13 protein-coding genes and 1 other annotated feature are annotated in these 17,852 nt (G+C 50.7%); of the genes, 12 read left to right on the top strand and 1 reads right to left on the bottom strand.

The window, feature by feature from the left end; all coding sequences use genetic code 11:
- Positions 1-25: 25 nt before the first annotated feature.
- From DWZ45_RS09110 to DWZ45_RS09095, 4 genes are all read left to right on the top strand, one after another.
- Positions 26-1,708 (top strand): ABC transporter ATP-binding protein, encoded by a 1,683-nt coding sequence (locus DWZ45_RS09110; RefSeq protein ID WP_107000415.1) that lies wholly within the window; start codon positions 26-28, stop codon positions 1,706-1,708.
- Positions 1,705-3,570 carry an ABC transporter ATP-binding protein gene (locus tag DWZ45_RS09105; protein WP_118468696.1) on the top strand — a complete coding sequence of 622 codons (1,866 nt, stop codon included), beginning with the start codon at positions 1,705-1,707 and terminating at the stop codon, positions 3,568-3,570. The genes DWZ45_RS09110 and DWZ45_RS09105 overlap by 4 nt, the downstream gene beginning before the upstream one ends.
- Positions 3,571-3,751: 181 nt before the next feature.
- Positions 3,752-4,738 carry a diaminopimelate dehydrogenase gene (locus tag DWZ45_RS09100; RefSeq protein ID WP_118468694.1) on the top strand — a complete coding sequence of 329 codons (987 nt, stop codon included), beginning with the start codon at positions 3,752-3,754 and terminating at the stop codon, positions 4,736-4,738.
- A 195-nt stretch (positions 4,739-4,933) separates the two neighbouring features.
- Positions 4,934-6,352, top strand: a complete 1,419-nt coding sequence (locus DWZ45_RS09095) for a D-alanyl-D-alanine carboxypeptidase family protein (protein ID WP_118468692.1) — start codon at positions 4,934-4,936, stop codon at positions 6,350-6,352.
- A 113-nt stretch (positions 6,353-6,465) separates the two neighbouring features.
- On the opposite strand, the gene DWZ45_RS09090 is transcribed toward DWZ45_RS09095, so the two are convergent.
- A complete protein-coding gene (locus tag DWZ45_RS09090; protein WP_118468690.1) occupies positions 6,466-7,605 on the bottom strand; it encodes a DUF362 domain-containing protein in 1,140 nt (379 codons plus the stop codon).
- 307 nt (positions 7,606-7,912) lie between these two features.
- On the opposite strand from DWZ45_RS09090, the gene DWZ45_RS09085 reads away from it, so the two are divergent.
- The 8 genes from DWZ45_RS09085 (at position 7,913) to DWZ45_RS09045 (ending at position 17,725) form a co-directional block, all read left to right on the top strand.
- Positions 7,913-9,004: a glycosyltransferase family 2 protein gene (locus DWZ45_RS09085; protein WP_118468689.1), complete on the top strand. Its 1,092-nt coding sequence runs from the start codon at positions 7,913-7,915 to the stop codon at positions 9,002-9,004.
- 426 nt (positions 9,005-9,430) lie between these two features.
- Positions 9,431-10,444, top strand: coding sequence for an ATP-binding cassette domain-containing protein (locus tag DWZ45_RS09080; protein WP_118468821.1), 1,014 nt, complete (start codon positions 9,431-9,433; stop codon positions 10,442-10,444).
- Position 10,445: 1 nt separating this feature from the next.
- Complete coding sequence (locus tag DWZ45_RS09075; RefSeq protein ID WP_022358729.1) at positions 10,446-11,111, top strand: methionine ABC transporter permease; 666 nt, start codon at positions 10,446-10,448, stop codon at positions 11,109-11,111.
- Positions 11,112-11,209: 98 nt separating this feature from the next.
- Entirely contained in the window at positions 11,210-12,091 is an 882-nt protein-coding gene (locus DWZ45_RS09065; RefSeq protein ID WP_118468685.1) for a MetQ/NlpA family ABC transporter substrate-binding protein, read from the top strand.
- Positions 12,092-12,286: 195 nt separating this feature from the next.
- Positions 12,287-13,219, top strand: a complete 933-nt coding sequence (locus DWZ45_RS09060) for a type II secretion system protein (protein WP_207663861.1) — start codon at positions 12,287-12,289, stop codon at positions 13,217-13,219.
- Between the two features lie 270 nt (positions 13,220-13,489).
- Positions 13,490-13,786 (top strand) — a binding site (T-box leader).
- A 116-nt stretch (positions 13,787-13,902) separates the two neighbouring features.
- Positions 13,903-14,094 (top strand): DUF6472 family protein, encoded by a 192-nt coding sequence (locus tag DWZ45_RS09055; RefSeq protein WP_022358726.1) that lies wholly within the window; start codon positions 13,903-13,905, stop codon positions 14,092-14,094.
- Positions 14,095-14,204: 110 nt separating this feature from the next.
- Positions 14,205-16,856, top strand: a complete 2,652-nt coding sequence (locus DWZ45_RS09050) for a valine--tRNA ligase (protein ID WP_117795594.1) — start codon at positions 14,205-14,207, stop codon at positions 16,854-16,856.
- Positions 16,857-17,242: 386 nt separating this feature from the next.
- Positions 17,243-17,725 (top strand): GNAT family N-acetyltransferase, encoded by a 483-nt coding sequence (locus tag DWZ45_RS09045; RefSeq protein WP_118468817.1) that lies wholly within the window; start codon positions 17,243-17,245, stop codon positions 17,723-17,725.
- The last annotated feature ends 127 nt before the right edge of the window (positions 17,726-17,852 follow it).

Here is a 17,852-nt window from a genome sequence, read left to right as displayed (position 1 = left end):
GAGCGCCTTTATTCTGGGACCGCTCATGATGGTAACGGAGGTGCTGGGTGAGATTCTGCTGCCCAAATTTATGTCGATGATTATTAACCATGGCGTGGCGCAGAAAGACGGCGGATACATTCTCAAAATGGGACTTGTGATGGCGATTACCTCCTTTTTGATGGCGGCAGGCGGCATTCTGGGGGCATATTTTGCAGCAAAGGCGTCGATTTCCTTTACCAGCGATCTGCGCCGCGACTTATTTGCCAGAGTGCAGCAGTTTTCATTTAAAAATATCGATACGTTCAGCACGGGATCGCTGGTAACCCGTCTGACGAACGATATCCAGCAGGTACAGAACCTGATTATGATGGGACTTCGGATGATGCTGCGCGCGCCGGGCATGTTCCTGGGGGCGCTTGTGATGGCATTCTGGATGAATGCGGAACTGGCAGCTGTCATCCTGGTGGTGATTCCGCTTCTGACGGCGGCGATCGTCTGGATCCTACGGACTGCCTACCCGCGGTTTACAGCCATGCAGAAAGCGCTGGATACGCTCAATAGCGGCATCCAGGAGGTGCTGACGAACGTGCGGGTGGTGAAATCCTTTGTGCGGGAAGACTACGAGGAAAAGCGGTTTGCCGACACGAACCGGGAGCTCAAGGAGGCAGGGCTGCGGGCGCTGAAGATCGTAATTGCGACGATGCCGGTCATGATGTTCGCGATGAATGTGACGACACTGGCAGTTGTCTGGTTCGGCGGAAACCTGATTATCGGCGGACGGATGGCGGTCGGGGATCTGACGGCATTTACGACCTACATTGTACAGATTCTGATGTCACTTATGATGCTCTCAATGGTATTTTTGCAGAGTTCCCGCGCGATGGCGTCCATCCGGCGAATCGATGAGGTGCTGGATGAGCCGATTGATCTGAGCGATGAAAATGCATCACAGAAGGACCGGAAGGTTGAGAAAGGACGCGTGGAATTTAAGGATGTTTCCTTTTCCTACCGCGAAGGCGGTGAGCCGGTTCTATCCCACATCAGCCTGACGGCAGAGCCGGGAGAGACGATCGGCATCCTCGGTGCGACCGGAAGCGGAAAAACGTCGCTGGTACAGCTGATTCCCCGCCTCTATGATGTGACAGAGGGGAGTGTGCGGGTGGATGGTATCGATGTGCGGGAGTATTCCCTGAAAAATCTCCGGGACGGCGTTGGCATGGTTTTACAGAAAAACGTCCTGTTTTCCGGCACGATCGAGGAAAACCTGCGCTGGGGTGATGAGACGGCGACGGAGGAAGAAGTGCGGCGGGCAGCAGTGTATGCGCAGGCAGATTCCTTTGTGAATTCGTTTGCCGAAGGCTACAAAACGGAGATGGGACAGGGCGGCGTCAATGTATCCGGCGGTCAGAAACAACGGCTGTGCATCGCAAGGGCACTCTTAAAGAAGCCGAAGATCCTGATTCTCGACGACAGCACCAGTGCGGTCGATACGGCAACGGAGGCGGCGATCCGGACGGCATTCCGGGAAGATTTGAAAGATACGACGAAATTTATTATCGCACAGCGGCTGAGTTCGCTGGAATACGCGGATCGGATTCTCGTCCTTGAGGACGGCAGGATTATCGGAGAGGGAACGCAGGAGAAGTTGCTGGCATCCTGTGAGGCGTACCGGGAGATCTATGAGACGCAATATGGAAAACGGGCAGACGGGGAGGGGATGGCATGATGGATGAAAAACAGATTGAAAGCCTGAAACGCCGATATGGCAGCCGCATAGCCGACGCGCCGAAACGCCGCCGGGGACCGGAACGGATGGCGGTCATGAAGGGCGGAAAGCCCAAGGCGGGCGGTCAGACGATGCTGCGCCTGCTTTCATACTTAAAACGCGACCGGATGGCGATGACAGTCGCCTTTTTCTGTGTGATCCTGGGGACGGTGACGAATCTGGCGGGCGCCTATATGTTGCGCCCGATCATCAACCGGTATATTGTGCCTTTAGATGGCAGCCGGGGCGATGTGGTGGGGCTGTTCCGTTCCCTGTGCGTGATGGGAGCGGTTTATTTAGTTAGCGTTGCCGCTGCCTATATGCAGTCGCGCATCATGCTGCAGGTGGCGCAGAACGCGCTGCAGCGGCTGCGGGAAGAGCTGTTTAACCATATGCAGACGCTTCCGCTCCGGTTTTATGATACCGGCAGCAACGGCGATCTGATGAGCCGTTTTACAAACGATGTGGATACGATCGGCATGATGCTCAGCAGTACACTGGTGCAGCTTTTATCCGGCGCACTCAGTATTGTGGGAACGCTGGTGCTGATGATTTACACGAACGTGTGGCTGACGGTGATTACGCTTGCCATGATGCCGGTGATGCTGCGTGCCGGTAAATTTGTTGCCGGACGGAGCCAGAAATATTTCTCTGCCCAGCAGGCGGCGCTTGGCGCGATGAACGGCTATATTGAGGAGACCGTGCAGGGGCAGAAGGTCGTCAAGGTATTCTGCCATGAGGAGATCGCAGAGGAAGAATTTGGATGGCTCAATGCGGATCTGAAAGAAAAACAGATCCGGGCACAGTTTTTCGGCGGTGTGATGGGACCGGTCATGAACAATTTAAGCCAGTTAAATTATGGACTGACAGCCTGCATTGGCGGTTTGCTCTGTGTGTTCCGGAACTTTGATGTCGGTGGACTGACCGTATTTTTAGGTTTTTCGCGGCAATTTTCCAGACCGATCAACGAGCTTTCCATGCAGGTTGGAAACGTATTTTCGGCGCTGGCAGGCGCGGAGCGCGTGTTTGCAGTGCTGGATGCGGAACCGGAGGCGGCAGATGCGCCGGATGCGGTTTCGATCGCGCCGATCCGCGGTGAGGTGGTGCTTGACCATGTGACGTTCGGCTATGAGCCGGGGCAGGTGATTTTGAAGGATATTTCGCTCTATGCGAAGCCGGGACAGAAGATCGCCTTTGTCGGCTCGACGGGAGCCGGAAAAACGACGATCACGAATCTGATCAACCGTTTTTATGATATACAGGGCGGCTCGATCACGGTGGACGGCGTCGATGTCCGCCGGATGCACCGGAAGGAGCTGCGGGAAAATATCGCGATGGTTCTGCAGGATACGCATCTTTTTACCGGCACGGTACGGGAAAATATTCGATACGGGCGGCTGGATGCCACGGATGAAGAAGTTGTTGAGGCGGCAAAAACGGCATCGGCGCATTCCTTTATCATGCGTCTGCCGGATGGGTATGACACGATGCTGGAGGGTGACGGTGCAAACTTAAGCCAGGGACAGCGCCAGCTATTAAACATTGCGCGGGCAGCAGTTTCTAAAGCACCGATCCTGATTCTGGATGAGGCGACGAGTTCGGTCGATACGCGGACGGAGAAGCACATCGAGCACGGCATGGACCGGCTGATGGCGGACCGGACGACCTTTGTCATCGCCCACCGGCTTTCGACAGTCCGCAACGCCAATGCGATCATGGTGCTGGAGCACGGGCAGATCATTGAGCGCGGCGACCATGAAGATCTGCTGGCGCAGAAAGGGCGGTATTTTGAGCTGTATACCGGAATGAAGGAGCTGGAATAAGGCTTTCGTTGAGAATTAAATGAGAATTTGTTTCCTGTACGCGTGAACTCACCTATATTGAAAAACGGATGGATCTAGTGTATAATGGGAACACTTGAAATTTTTAAGTAAAATCGGATCACGTAAGTTGGAAAATAGAGCCGGATCCGTGGCAAATTTTGTACCGTTAGGAGGAATATCTATGAGTATCCGAGTTGGAATTTTAGGATATGGAAATCTGGGACGCGGCGTGGAGTGTGCGATCCGCCAGAATCCGGATATGGAACTGAAAGCAGTATTTACACGGCGTGCGCCGGAAACGGTCAAGATCCTGACCGAGGGCGTACCGGTTTATCATGTAGATGAGGCAGAGGCGAAGAAAGACGAGATCGACGTTTTGATTCTCTGCGGCGGTTCGGCTACGGATCTGCCGGTCCAGACCCCGAAATATGCACAGTGGTTTAACGTAGTGGACAGCTTCGATACCCATGCAAAGATTCCAGAGCATTTCGCAGCAGTCGATGAGTCCGCACAGAAATCCGGAAAGGTTGGCATCATCTCCGTTGGCTGGGATCCGGGTATGTTCTCCCTGAACCGTCTCTATGCAGCTGCATGCCTGCCGGATGGCGAAAATTATACATTCTGGGGCAAGGGCGTCAGCCAGGGACATTCCGATGCGATCCGCCGGATCGAGGGCGTCAAGGATGCCAGACAGTACACAATCCCAGTTGAGAGTGCACTGGAGGCAGTCAGAAGCGGCAGCAGCCCAGAGCTGACCACCCGCGAAAAACACACCAGAGAGTGCTTTGTTGTGGCAGAAGAGGGCGCGGATCAGGCAAAGATCGAGAATGAGATCAAGACCATGCCGAACTACTTTTCTGATTATGACACAACGGTTCATTTCATCACCGAAGAAGAACTGAAACGCGATCACAACCGTCTCCCGCACGGTGGTTTCGTACTCCGCAGCGGTAAGACCGGCTGGAACAAAGAGAACCACCATATCATCGAGTACAGCTTAAAGCTGGATTCCAACCCGGAATTTACTTCCTCCATCATCGTGGCATACGCACGCGCGGCATACAAGATGAACCAGGAAGGCCAGAAAGGCTGCAAGACCGTCTTTGATGTGGCACCGGCATATCTGTCGGCAGAGAGTGGGGCGGATCTGCGGAAGAAGTATCTGTAATAATTTCAAATTTTCCTTTCAACTTGTATTGTCGCTTAAAATGAAGTAAAATGTAAGACAGATTTGCATGATTTGTACCTGCGCAGCACTGGCAAAATCCGTTAAAGTCCGCGCAATGAGTGAACGTAACTTTACGTTTGCGGGAGCTGGCGGGTAGGAGAAAAGCGAAAATACATACAGGAAGGACAATATACGATGAATAAATGGAAAAAATCCGTGCGTTCCCTCTGCCTGGGAATGGCACTTATGATGTCTGTGTCATGGACTGCATTTGCTGCGACAGACGGGGCGACCGGTCCGGGACAGGCGGCAGGAGGCACGGTCTCCGGCGCAGTTCCTTCGGGAGCAACGGTTACTTCACAGAATGCAGCTCAGCCGACGGTGGCAGCGCAGGGCGCAGTGCTCTATGATGCGACGCACAACCAGTTCCTGTTTTCCAAGAATGCGGATACGCAGTATTATCCAGCCAGCATCACGAAGCTGATGACGGCGCTTCTGGTAGCGGAAAACTGTAATCTGAGTGATACGGTAACCTTTTCCCAGACGGCAGTTTCGAATCTGGAATCGGGCGCGGTGACGCTGCAGGTCAAGGCGGGTGATACCTTTACGGTTAAGGACTGTCTCTATGGTCTGCTTTTAAAATCGGCAAATGAGGTGGCAAACGGACTGGCGGAGCATGTGTCCGGCAGTGTCAGCGCGTTTGCGGATAAGATGAATGAGAAGGCAGCGTCCTTAGGATGCACGCATACGCATTTTGCAAATCCGAATGGTCTGAACAATGCGAACCATTTTACAACCGCACATGATATGGCGCTGATTGCAAATGCTGCATTCAATAATGCGACGGTGCGTCAGGTTGCATCGACCCTGCATTACGATTTCCCGGCGACTGCCAGCGTGCCGACGGTGCGGACGCTTACGATGGGACATAAGATGCTCAATCCGGCAAATTCCCAGTACTATGAGGGAATCATAGGCGGAAAGACCGGTTATACCTCCCTGGCAGGCAACACGCTGGTAACGTGTGCAGAGCGGAATGGCGTGCGCCTGATTGCAGTTATTTTAAAGAGTTCGCAGACCCATTATGACGATACGAAGAAGCTGCTGGACTATGGTTTTGCAGTGGCGGGAAGCGCATCCGGCACACCGGCTGGCACGAACACCTCGGTATCGGATGCGGCGAACAACAGTACGTCAAATTCCAGCAAGCCGTCCGGCAATACGACCAGCAAAAATACCTCTTCTTCCGGCAGCCAGGGTGGACCGGGTAGCTCTGGAGCTGGCAATACAGCTGCTCAGGGCGACGGTGCGTGGCAGCAGTTTGGAAATGAATGGAAATACCTGAAAGCAAACGGAACCTACGCGGCAAATGAGAGTTTACTGATCAAGGGAGAGACATACTATTTCCATGCAGATGCGTGGATGGCGCGTGACTGGCAGATGGTAAACGGCTCCTGGCATTATTATACCGAAAGCGGGGCTATGGCGAAGAGCCGCTGGATTCAGACGAATGGATACTGGTATTATGTGAGTGCTGACGGAGCATTGTTTGTCAATGGAACGACACCGGACGGATATAGAGTCGATGCGAATGGTGTCTGGATTCAGAAATAAAGAAGAGCATAAAACGGAGCCGACCGGCAGAAAAGACCGGGGCGGCTCCGTTTTTCACAGCTATGCGGCCGCAAAAAGACCGGCGGCACAGCTGACAGATGGGGGTGATGTTATTATAGTGTGATCAATTCATACTCCCGGCTTCCCAGACCGATCTTCTCCGCATGTGCCAGGCAGCTTTTCCATTCAGATTCTGGTGTGGAATTTGTGAAATGGTCATGGTGATCGTGAAAATTCGGATCAGCAAGATGTTTTGCAAGCTGGCTGCCCGGCATCGGAGCAGCGGCCAGACAGGCGTCCACACAGGCCTGATCGAGTGCCAGCGGATCGAAAGAAGCAAACATACCAAGATTTGGAAGGATCGGTACGTCATTTTCACCGTGGCAGTCGCAGTTCGGGGAGACGTCAACGACCAGGGAAATATGGAAGTTTGGACGTCCATCCACAACGGCTTTTGTGTATTCCGCCATACGGCAGTTTAACAGCTCGTTGGCTGCGTTGTTGTCAAATTCGATCGCGTCAAAATTGCAGGCGCCGAGACACCGTCCGCAGCCGACGCAGTGCTCAGCATCCACGTGCATTTTTCTGGAGGCTTCATCGAAAACGAGACCGCCGTTGGCACATTCCTTCTGACAGCGGCGGCAGCCCCGGCAGAGCTTTTCCTTGACGTGTGGTTTTCCACTGCTGTGCTGATCGGTCTTACCGGCGCGAGAACCGCAGCCCATGCCGATATTTTTGATCGTACCGCCGAAGCCGGTCATCTCATGTCCCTTGAAATGGGTCAGGCTGATAAAGACATCGGCGTCCATGACGGCGCGGCCGATCTTAGCTTCTTTGATGTATTCGCCTCCGGCCACCGGAACAGCGATGTCATCGGTGCCTTTTAATCCATCACCGATGATGATTGGACATCCGACAGTCAACGGGGTAAATCCGTTTTCCCAGGCGCATTCCAGGTGCTCGAGCGCATTCTTGCGGCTGCCTGGATACATCGTATTGCAGTCTGTTAAAAATGGTTTGCCGCCCAGTTCTTTGATGACATCAACAACGGCTTTGGCATAATTCGGACGCAGATAACTGATATTTCCAAGTTCACCAAAGTGCATCTTGATAGCGACAAATTTACCATCCATATCGATGGAACCGATCCCGGCTTTACGGATCAGTTTTTTTAATTTGGTAGGGAGACCGTCGCCAAATGCAATGGTGTGGAAATCTGTAAAATATACCTTTGCTTTTTCGTTTTTTGACATATGAATACCTCCTGATAGATGGCTTTTTTTGATTTTTTTCTCAGTCGAGAAGACGCCCACCTCTTTAGGTGGCGAGTAATAGTAAAGTGATAAAAATATCAATTCTATTATACCGGAATCGGGTGGATGTGTCAAAAATTTACTTTTCTTTTTAATGTAGTTCCTATATAATAGGAAAATACGGAAAAAGCAGATTTCAGCTGCAGGGGGATTCTGGCAAGATACCTGTATCTGGAAACCTGCTTTTGAAAATACGAGGGGACTTGTCTGCATAGAAGGGACAGTGACCCGGGCAGGAGATGACAGTATGAGAAATGCACCGGTTATCTATATCGTGGTGCCTTGCTACAACGAAGAGGAAGTTCTGCCATTGACGGCAGAATTTTTAGGTAAAAAATTAGATGATTTAACCCGCAGCCGCCGGATTCATCCGGGAAGCCGGGTGCTGATGGTAGACGACGGTTCGAAGGATAGAACATGGAAGCTGATCGAGGAACTCCATGAGAAGGACGAGCGGTTTGCAGGTGTGAAGCTGAGCCGCAACCGCGGTCATCAGAACGCGCTTTTAGCCGGGCTTTTTGAGGCGGCGAGACGGCGGTGTGACGCGGCGATCTCGATGGATGCCGATCTGCAGGATGATGTGGACGCATGCGACGCGATGATCGAGCGGTATATGGCTGGCTGTGACATCGTGTACGGTGTGCGCCGCCACAGGGCGACGGATACATTTTTTAAGCGTACAACTGCGCTGGGATTTTATAAGATTATGAATGCGCTGGGAGCGAACACCGTGTATAATCATGCGGATTACCGCCTGATGAGCCGGAGGGCACTGGAAGGGCTGGCGGAATTTTCGGAGGTCAATCTGTTTCTGCGCGGGATTGTCCCGATGATCGGTTATCCGTCCGATGTGGTATATTATGACCGTAAAGAGCGGGCAGCAGGGGAGAGCAAATATCCGCTGAAAAAGATGCTGGCTTTTGCGATCGAGGGCATCACTTCGCTGAGCACAAAGCCGATCCGGATGATTACGTTCATGGGAATTGCGGCATTTTTTGTCAGTATTGGATTCCTTATCTGGGCGGTAGTTGATTTCTTCCGGGGCAATACGATCACCGGCTGGGCGAGCATGATGGTATCGCTCTGGTTTATCGGCGGACTGCTTCTTCTCTCGGTCGGAATCGTCGGAGAGTATGTCGGAAAGATTTATCTGGAGTCGAAGCACCGCCCGCGCTATATCATTGAGAGCCGCACGCCGGATCGCATCCGCGAGCGTGAGAAAGGGCGCAGCCGGAAACAGGAGATGCCAGGAGAAAATTTGCGCCGCAGCCGTGCAGAAGCACGGGAACTCCAGATATCAAAAAGAAGAGAAGCTGTGCAAAAACCGGAGCAGGAATGAAATAGCTCTAAAAAATAGCTCTTAAAAATTCAGGAAACACTTGACAAACCCGGAAAATGGGTGTATCTTCATAAACAAATAATTCCTATCAGGAATAAGGGAATATAAGCTGAAAGGGGACAGGTCCGATGCGTCAGAGTAAAGCCATGCAGATGAATATGATGATGAACGGCATGTGTATGATGTGCTGTCATATTTGTGTGCATGAAAGACGGAACGGGCTGGTCGGATAGACCTGTAAGTATAGCATAGGAAGCCGCGATCCGTACTGGATTTGCGGCTTTTTTGTGTCATAGGAAATTCCTTGAAATTCCTTATGACACAAAAAGGCACTAACTGCTTCCTGTGACAGAAAAACAGTAGTGGTATCTTTTATGCGACAGGGTATCAATGCTGTATATTCGGAAAAAGAGAGGGGAAAAGACAATGGAGCAGAGAAAGGAAGCGATCATCTGCCTGGAAGGACTGGGAAAGCAATTCCAGACAACGAACGGAACGGTGACCGCGTTAGATGATATTAACCTGGAAATCCTGCAGGGTGAGATTTTTGGAATTATCGGTCTGTCGGGTGCAGGAAAGAGTACGCTGGTCCGGTGTATCAATTATCTGGAGACACCGACGGCGGGACGGGTTATTTTTGAGGGACAGAACCTGTCGATGATGAAGGAGTCGGAGATTCGGAAAGCCAGACAGTCGATGGGGATGATTTTCCAGCAGTTCAATCTTCTGGCACAGAGAAATGTACTCCAGAATGTGTGCTTTCCGATGGAGATTGCCGGTGTCCCGAAAGCAGAGGCGAAGAAACGGGCGGCTGAGCTTTTAAAATTAGTCGGTCTGGAAGAACGGATGAAGGCATATCCGGCACAGCTCTCCGGCGGACAGAAGCAGCGTGTGGCGATTGCACGTGCGATGTCCACGAACCCGAAGGTGCTGCTTTGCGATGAGGCGACGAGTGCGCTCGACCCGAATACGACAAAATCGATTTTGGAGCTTCTCAAGAAGATTAACCGCGAACTCGGCATTACTGTGATCGTGATTACCCATGAGATGGCGGTGATTGAGTCTATCTGTGACCGTGTGGCGATCATCGACCACAGCCACATTGCAGAGTCTGGCAAGGTATCAGAGATTTTCTCCGGTCCGAAGTCGGAGATTGGGCGGCAGCTGATTCTAGGAGAGACGGCAGGGCAGAAGACAAGCTTTGCCAGAGCGCGCCAGATCCGCGTTATTTTCAATGGACAGGAATCTTCGGAGCCAATTATTTCTAATATGGTATTAGCCTGCAAGGTTCCGGTCAATATCCTTCTCGCGGATACCCACGATATCGGGGGCAAGGCGATGGGACAGATGCTTCTGCAGCTCCCGGAGGACGAGGTAGATGCAGGGCGTATCTGCAATTATTTAAAAACGGTCGGTGTGACCTATGAGGAGGTGCGCTAAGATGGTATTTGATGCGAAGACAGTCAGTATGCTGGTAAAAGAGACCTGGAGAACCTTATATATGGTAGGTCTTTCTTCCCTGATTTCTTATTTGATCGGCATCCCGCTCGGCGTGGCGCTGGTTGTAACCGATAAAGACGGCATCCGTCCGGTGCCGCTGTTCAACAAAGTGGCGGGCGTGATTGTCAACCTGCTCCGTTCGGTGCCGTTTATCATCCTGTTAGCGATGGTAATGCCGCTGACCCGCGCGATCGTGGGAAAGACGATCGGAGCAAATGCGGCAGTTGTACCGCTGGTAATCGCGGCGTTCCCGTACATCAGTCGTATGGTAGAGGCATCATTAAAGGAAATTGATGCAGGCGTGATTGAAGCAGCAAAATCAATGGGCGCTTCAACCTGGCAGATTATTTTCAAGGTGCTGCTTCCGGAGTCCAAGCCGTCCCTGTTAGTCGGCGCGGCGATTTCGATCACGACAATCCTCGGATATTCTGCGATGGCAGGCTGTGTCGGCGCCGGCGGTCTGGGCGATGTGGCGATCCGATATGGATACCACCGTTATCAGGCAGATATGATGCTGGTTACCGTTGTGATTCTGGTTATTATCGCACAGCTGATTCAGGAGATCTTTACGCGGAGTTCGAGAAGAAGTGATAAGAGAATCCGTTAATAAGATATTTACAGAAATGAAATGCAGCCTATCGTCTGTGGCAGATGCAGGACATTTCTGAAATATAAATTTAAACACACAAAGAGGAGGAGATCACTATGAAAAAATCATTCTTAGGAACCACATTCCTGGCACTGTTGGCAGCTGCATCCTTAGCAGGCTGCTCTTCCAGCTCGAATGAGACAACTGCTGAGACTGCTGCAGAGACAGCAGAGGAGAGCACCGCAGAGGCTAAAGAGGCAGACGGCGATCTGGAGAAGCTGGTAGTAGGCGCAAGCCCGGCACCGCACGCTGAGATCCTGGAAGCTGCAAGAGACCTTCTGGCAGACAAGGGCTACGATCTGGAGATCGTAGAGTATACTGATTATGTACAGCCGAACAACGCACTGGAGTCCGGCGATCTGGATGCAAACTACTTCCAGCACAAACCATATCTGGATACCTTCAATGAGGAAAATGGCACTCACCTGGTAAGTGCAGGTGCAATTCATTATGAGCCATTCGGCATCTACGCAGGCAAGAGCGATTCTTTAGATGAGCTGGCTGACGGCGCAGAGGTTCTGGTGCCAAACGATGTAACCAACGAGGCAAGAGCACTTCTGCTTCTTCAGGATCAGGGTCTTCTGACACTGAAAGAAGATGCAGGTCTGACCGCAACTATCAATGATATTACAGAGAACCCGAAGAACCTGGATATCGTAGAGCTTGAGGCAGCACAGCTTCCGCGTTCCTTACAGGATGCTGATATTGCAGTTATCAACGGCAACTACGCAATCGAGGCTGGTTTAAAGGTAACCGATGCTCTGGCAGTAGAGGCTTCTGATTCTCTGGCAGCCCAGACATACGGAAATGTCGTAGCAGTCCGTGAAGGTGACGAGGAGAGCGACAAGACAAAAGCTCTGATGGAAGTCCTGACAAGTGATGATATCAAAGAGTTCATCGAGACGAAGTATGATGGAGCGGTTGTTCCGCTGTTTTAATTGACGGCAGGAATTTGATTACAGCAATGAAATGGGGAAGAGGCGGATGCTTTGCGGTGAAAACCGCAGGCGGAGGCCTCTTCTTTCGATTTATGGGAATGTGCGTCAGATGCAAAACGTTTTGCGTGAATTTTTTAGAATCATGTGATAGAATAAAACAAAAAAAGGGATAAAGGTGACAGGTGGGTGATAAGAATGGAAATTCATATACAGAATAGGAAAAAGGGCTTTACGCTGGCGGAGCTTTTGGTAGTCGTTGCGATTGTTGCCATTTTAGCTGCAATTTCTATTCCTATTTTCACCAGGCAGCTGGAGGCCAGCCGGGAGGCCACGGATCTTGCCAATGTCCGTTCTGCCTATGCAGAGGTGATGGCAGCGGTCATGATTGAGGATACAGAGAATGAAGTGAAGGTTGTAAAGCTGAAGCAGAAAAAAGCAAAATGGCAGTCGCATGACCCGGTGACGATAGGTGGAGTGATGCATTATAATGATCAGAGTGATACGGCCAACTGGATTGGTTATCCGGTTCCGGGTGGGGAGTGTGAAGTTTCCTATCAGCCAAATTCGGGAGTGCTTTTTAACTGGAAAGGTGGAAATGGTGCAGGTGGTTCGGAACAGAAATATACGTTTAATATCAATTGCGATATGCATGCGCCCTTGAATAACAGCGGCGTATTGGAAATGCTGGGTAATAACAACAATTTTGAAATTGATTCCAACTGTACAAAATCCAATATGCTTCCAAAGATACAGGCAAAGATTGAGGAGGACAGCCTGTTAAAAAAGGGAACCTGGGCCTATCTGGGAGATGCGAAGGATAAGTCAAAGCGATATTTATTCTGGACATCTGTAGATATATCGTCAGATTCGGTTGGTGCAGGAAAGAAGATACCGGTTATTATCAGTACAGCAGATGGAAGGTTTTATATTTCGGAAACAACTACCGCTATTCGAAAGAATACAGCTGGTAACTATGTGGCAATCGCCGATCATCGAACTCCAAAACAGTATACGGAATATCTTTCGAATGATAAAAAGTATGAGAATCTGCAGGAGGCATATGATGCATACGCAAAGCTGGTGACGGATGGGACGTATCAACAATATAAGGATACGTTGCCGAAATAGGGGCTGTGCAGCTGTTACAGCTGGGCGTCTTTAAAGTGGGAAGAGCCAGGGCATATGTTACTGTTCACGCATACGTGCCCAGTAACGGAATTTGCCGTGGCTTCGCATTTAAATACGGCAAATTCCTGCTGCCACCACGTTTTCTTACGGCACTTTCGGTTCCAAAAGTGCCTACCTGTGAACAGTAACGGGCATATATCATTTATCAACCTGTGCCGAAAACCTTGACATTTTCCTGAAAAACCTCTATGATAACAAGGAACTGAAAAATGAAAGGCAGTGAAGAAGAGGAGTACACATAGAAGCCCTGACAGAGAGAACCGCGCAGGTTGAGAGACGGTTCCGGGAAACGGATGTGGAAGGTAGCTTCGGAGCCGGATTTCTGAAAAACCGCGTTCTGCTATGACTTAGGAATGCTGTGAAAGAGAGTGGTGGATAAGAGATCCCGGGAGTTCCCGTTATAGAATCAAGAGGATTGGGGTAAAGTCTGGATGTGTGCAAAGAAAACACCGGCAGGCGGAAATCCTGATTGAATTAAGGTGGTACCGCGTATATGACGCCCTTTGCAGATGATATGTCTGCAAGGGGCTTTTTTCATGTAATGGAAAATTCCTTGGAATTCCCTATTACACAAAAGGCACATTCTTTTTCATAGGAAACGCGCTTCGGAAAGGACAAAACAGATGAAAAAACAGGGTCCGCTGACAAGCTGTGATACGTGCGGCAATTATGTCTATGACGATGATTATGGGTATTATCTGTGCGAGGCAGATCTGGATGAGGACGAGATGGCGGCATTTTTAAGCAACCAGCGTTTTGTCTGCCCGTACTACCAGACGGATGATGAGTACAAGATTGTCCGGAAACAGATGTAAGAAACTGCATCGGAAATTACACAAAATGAAGGTAAACAAGATGCGGTTCATGATAGAATGCGAGGATAAACAGCATTTGATGAGTTAAAACACAAAAGGAGAATCGATCAATGAAAGAACTGGAAAAAACATATAATCCGGCGGATATTGAAGATCGCCTGTATCAGAAATGGCTGGACAGCAAATATTTCCACGCCGATGCAGAGCGCGGACGCAGAAACGGCAAGAAGCCGTTCACGATTGTGATGCCTCCGCCAAATATTACCGGACAGCTTCATATGGGACATGCGCTGGATAACACCATGCAGGATATCCTGATCCGTTACAAGAGAATGCAGGGCTATGAGGCACTGTGGCAGCCGGGTACCGACCATGCGGCGATCGCAACGGAGGTTAAGGTTATCAATAAGCTGAAAGAGCAGGGCATTGACAAGCATGATCTGGGTCGTGAGGGCTTCCTGGAGAAAGCATGGGAGTGGAAAGAAGAGTACGGCAGCCGTATCGTAAAACAGCTTCACAAGCTGGGTTCCTCCGCTGACTGGGACCGCGAGCGTTTCACGATGGACGAGGGCTGTTCCGAGGCGGTTCTGGAAGTATTTACCAGACTGTATGAAAAAGGTTATATTTACAAGGGATCCCGTATCATCAACTGGTGCCCGGTCTGCCAGACTTCCATTTCGGATGCCGAGGTAGAGCATGAGGAGCAGGACGGCTTTTTCTGGCACATCAATTACCCGATCGTCGGCGAAGAGGGACGTTTCGTCGAGATCGCAACCACCCGTCCGGAGACGCTGTTAGGCGATACTGCGGTAGCTGTCAACCCGGAGGATGAGCGCTACAAGGATATCGTAGGCAAGATGTTAAAACTGCCGCTGACCGACCGAGAGATTCCGGTCATTGCGGATGAGTATGTAGATAAAGAGTTCGGTACCGGCTGCGTAAAGATCACACCGGCACATGACCCGAACGACTTTGAGGTAGGAAAACGCCACAACCTGGAAGAGATCTGCATCATGAATGACGATGCAACCATCAGCGTACCGGGCAAATATCAGGGCATGGACCGCTACGAGGCGAGAAAAGCCATGGTAGAGGATCTGAAGGAAATGGGACTTTTAGTCAAAGTCGTTCCGCATTCCCACAACGTAGGTACCCACGACCGCTGCGGCACAACCGTAGAGCCGATGGTAAAACCGCAGTGGTTTGTCAAGATGGAAGAGATGGCGAAACCGGCGGTAGAGGCACTTAAATCCGGCAGACTTAAGTTCGTTCCGGAGAGCTTCGGAAAGACCTATCTGCACTGGCTTGAGGGCATCCGTGACTGGTGCATTTCCCGTCAGCTCTGGTGGGGACACCGGATTCCGGCTTATTATTGTGATGACTGCGGCGAGATGACCGTTGCCAAGAGCGCACCGGCGGTATGCCCGAAATGCGGCGGCACCCACCTGCATCAGGATGAGGACACGCTGGATACCTGGTTCTCCTCCGCCCTGTGGCCGTTCTCTACGCTCGGCTGGCCGAAGGACACACCGGAATATGAATATTTCTATCCGACCGACGTGCTGGTAACCGGATACGATATCATTTTCTTCTGGGTTATCCGTATGGTATTCTCTGGTCTGGAGCAGACGGGCAAAGAGCCGTTCCACACCGTCCTGATCCACGGTCTGGTACGCGACTCCCAGGGACGCAAGATGAGTAAATCCCTTGGAAATGGTATCGATCCGCTTGAGGTTATCGACAAGTACGGCGCCGATGCACTTCGTATGACCCTGATGACCGGTAACGCACCGGGCAACGATATGCGCTTCTATTGGGAGCGCGTGGAAGCAAGTCGTAACTTTGCAAACAAGGTATGGAATGCATCCCGTTTCATCATGATGAACATTGAGAAAGCGCCGGTAACGGATGTGAAACTTTCTGACCTGCAGATGGCTGACCGCTGGATCCTCTCCAAGGTCAACACGCTGGCAAAAGATGTTACCGAGAACATGGATAAGTACGAGCTGGGAATCGCCCTCCAGAAGGTTTACGATTTCATCTGGGAGGAGTTCTGCGACTGGTACATCGAGATGGTAAAACCGAGACTCTGGTCCGAGGAAGACACCACCAAGGCAGCTGCACTCTGGACCCTGAAAACGGTTCTGATCCAGTCCTTGAAACTGCTGCATCCATATATGCCGTTTATCACCGAGGAAATTTTCTGCAACCTGCAGGATGAGGAACCGTCCATCATGATTTCTTCCTGGCCGGAGTACAAGGATGAGTGGAATTTCGCAGACGAGGAGAAAGCTGTAGAGACGATCAAGGATGCAGTCCGCGCGATCCGCGGCGTCCGCACATCCATGAACGTACCGCCGAGCAAGAAGGCAAAAGTATACGTTGTATCCGAGGATCCGGAAGTTCTGGCCATCTTCGAGCACAGCCGTGTCTTCTTCGCAACTCTTGGCTACGCGAGCGAGGTTGTCCTTCAGAAGGACAAGAGCGGAATCGCAGACGATGCCGTATCGGCTGTGACTGCAAAGGCAACCATCTATATGCCGTTTGCAGAGCTGGTGGATCTGGACAAGGAGATCGAGCGTCTGACCAAGGAAGAGGAGAAGCTGAAAAAAGAGCTTGCTCGTTCCGAGGGCATGTTAAGTAATGAAAAGTTCGTCAGCCGCGCACCGGAGGCAAAGATTGCCGAAGAGCGTGAGAAGCTGGAGAAATACCGCCAGATGATGGCACAGGTACAGGAGCGCCTGGCACAGCTGCGGAAATAGTTGAATATGAAGTAAAAGGCAGGATCGAGAGATCCGCCTGATGCGTGAAATAAGCCGATGTGTATGGGGAAAACTATATGCATTGGCTTATTTGCAAAGAAAGAACCGAAATTATTCTTTTTTTTATCTCAGTCGAGAAGACTCCACCTCTTCAGGTGGTGAGTAATAGCAAATTTGTCTCAGTGGGAGTCCATTCTCCGACTGAGATAAACGCTCCGCGAGGATGCGCAGTGATTCTGTAAAGAATATGTCAGCTTCGCTGACCAGAATCACGCGCCAAGTCTCACGGACGTTCGACTTGAATTATATGGGCGAATGCCTTTGAAGAGAGAAAGGAGATTATTTTTTTATTCTTGAACGAGGATAATTGGATGATACGAGATATTATGGAGATAAGAACAGCGACAATAGCAGATCTGGCTCAGATTGCAGCCGTGGAAGCAGAATGCTTTCCGGCAGCGGAAGCCGCAACGAAAGAGGAGTTTGCGGAGAGAATTAAGTATTATGGAAATCATTTCTGGCTCATGTTTGAAGGCGAAAAGCTGATTGCGTTTGTGGACGGCTTCGTCACAGACAAGCCAGATCTGACGGATGAGATGTACGAACGGGCAGAAATGCACGATGAGAACGGTGCATGGCAGATGATTTTTGGTGTCAATACGATCCCGGCATACCGGAAACATGGCTATGCGGGACAGTTGCTCCAGTGCGCCATCGAGGATGCCAGAAAACAGGGGAGGAAGGGACTTGTGTTGACGTGCAAGGAAAAATTGATAGCCTATTATGCCAAGTTTGGATTTGAGAATGAAGGGATCTCGGAATCGGTGCATGGGAATGTGACTTGGTATCAGATGCGGTATAAGTTTTAAATTTAAGAAGAAATACGTGATTGCCCGCAAATACTAATAATACTTATTATAGGAATCGAAATGGCGTTTTTAATAGAAGTGTGATAAGATACAAGTATCAGAATTAAAAATGAGACGCCATTTCGAT

This window comes from Clostridium sp. AF32-7AC (assembly GCF_003477925.1).
GTDB classification, from domain to species: domain Bacteria; phylum Bacillota; class Clostridia; order Lachnospirales; family Lachnospiraceae; genus Otoolea; species Otoolea fessa.
Note: the sequence above shows the minus strand (reverse complement) of the source record. Positions and strands in the feature narration are given on the sequence as shown.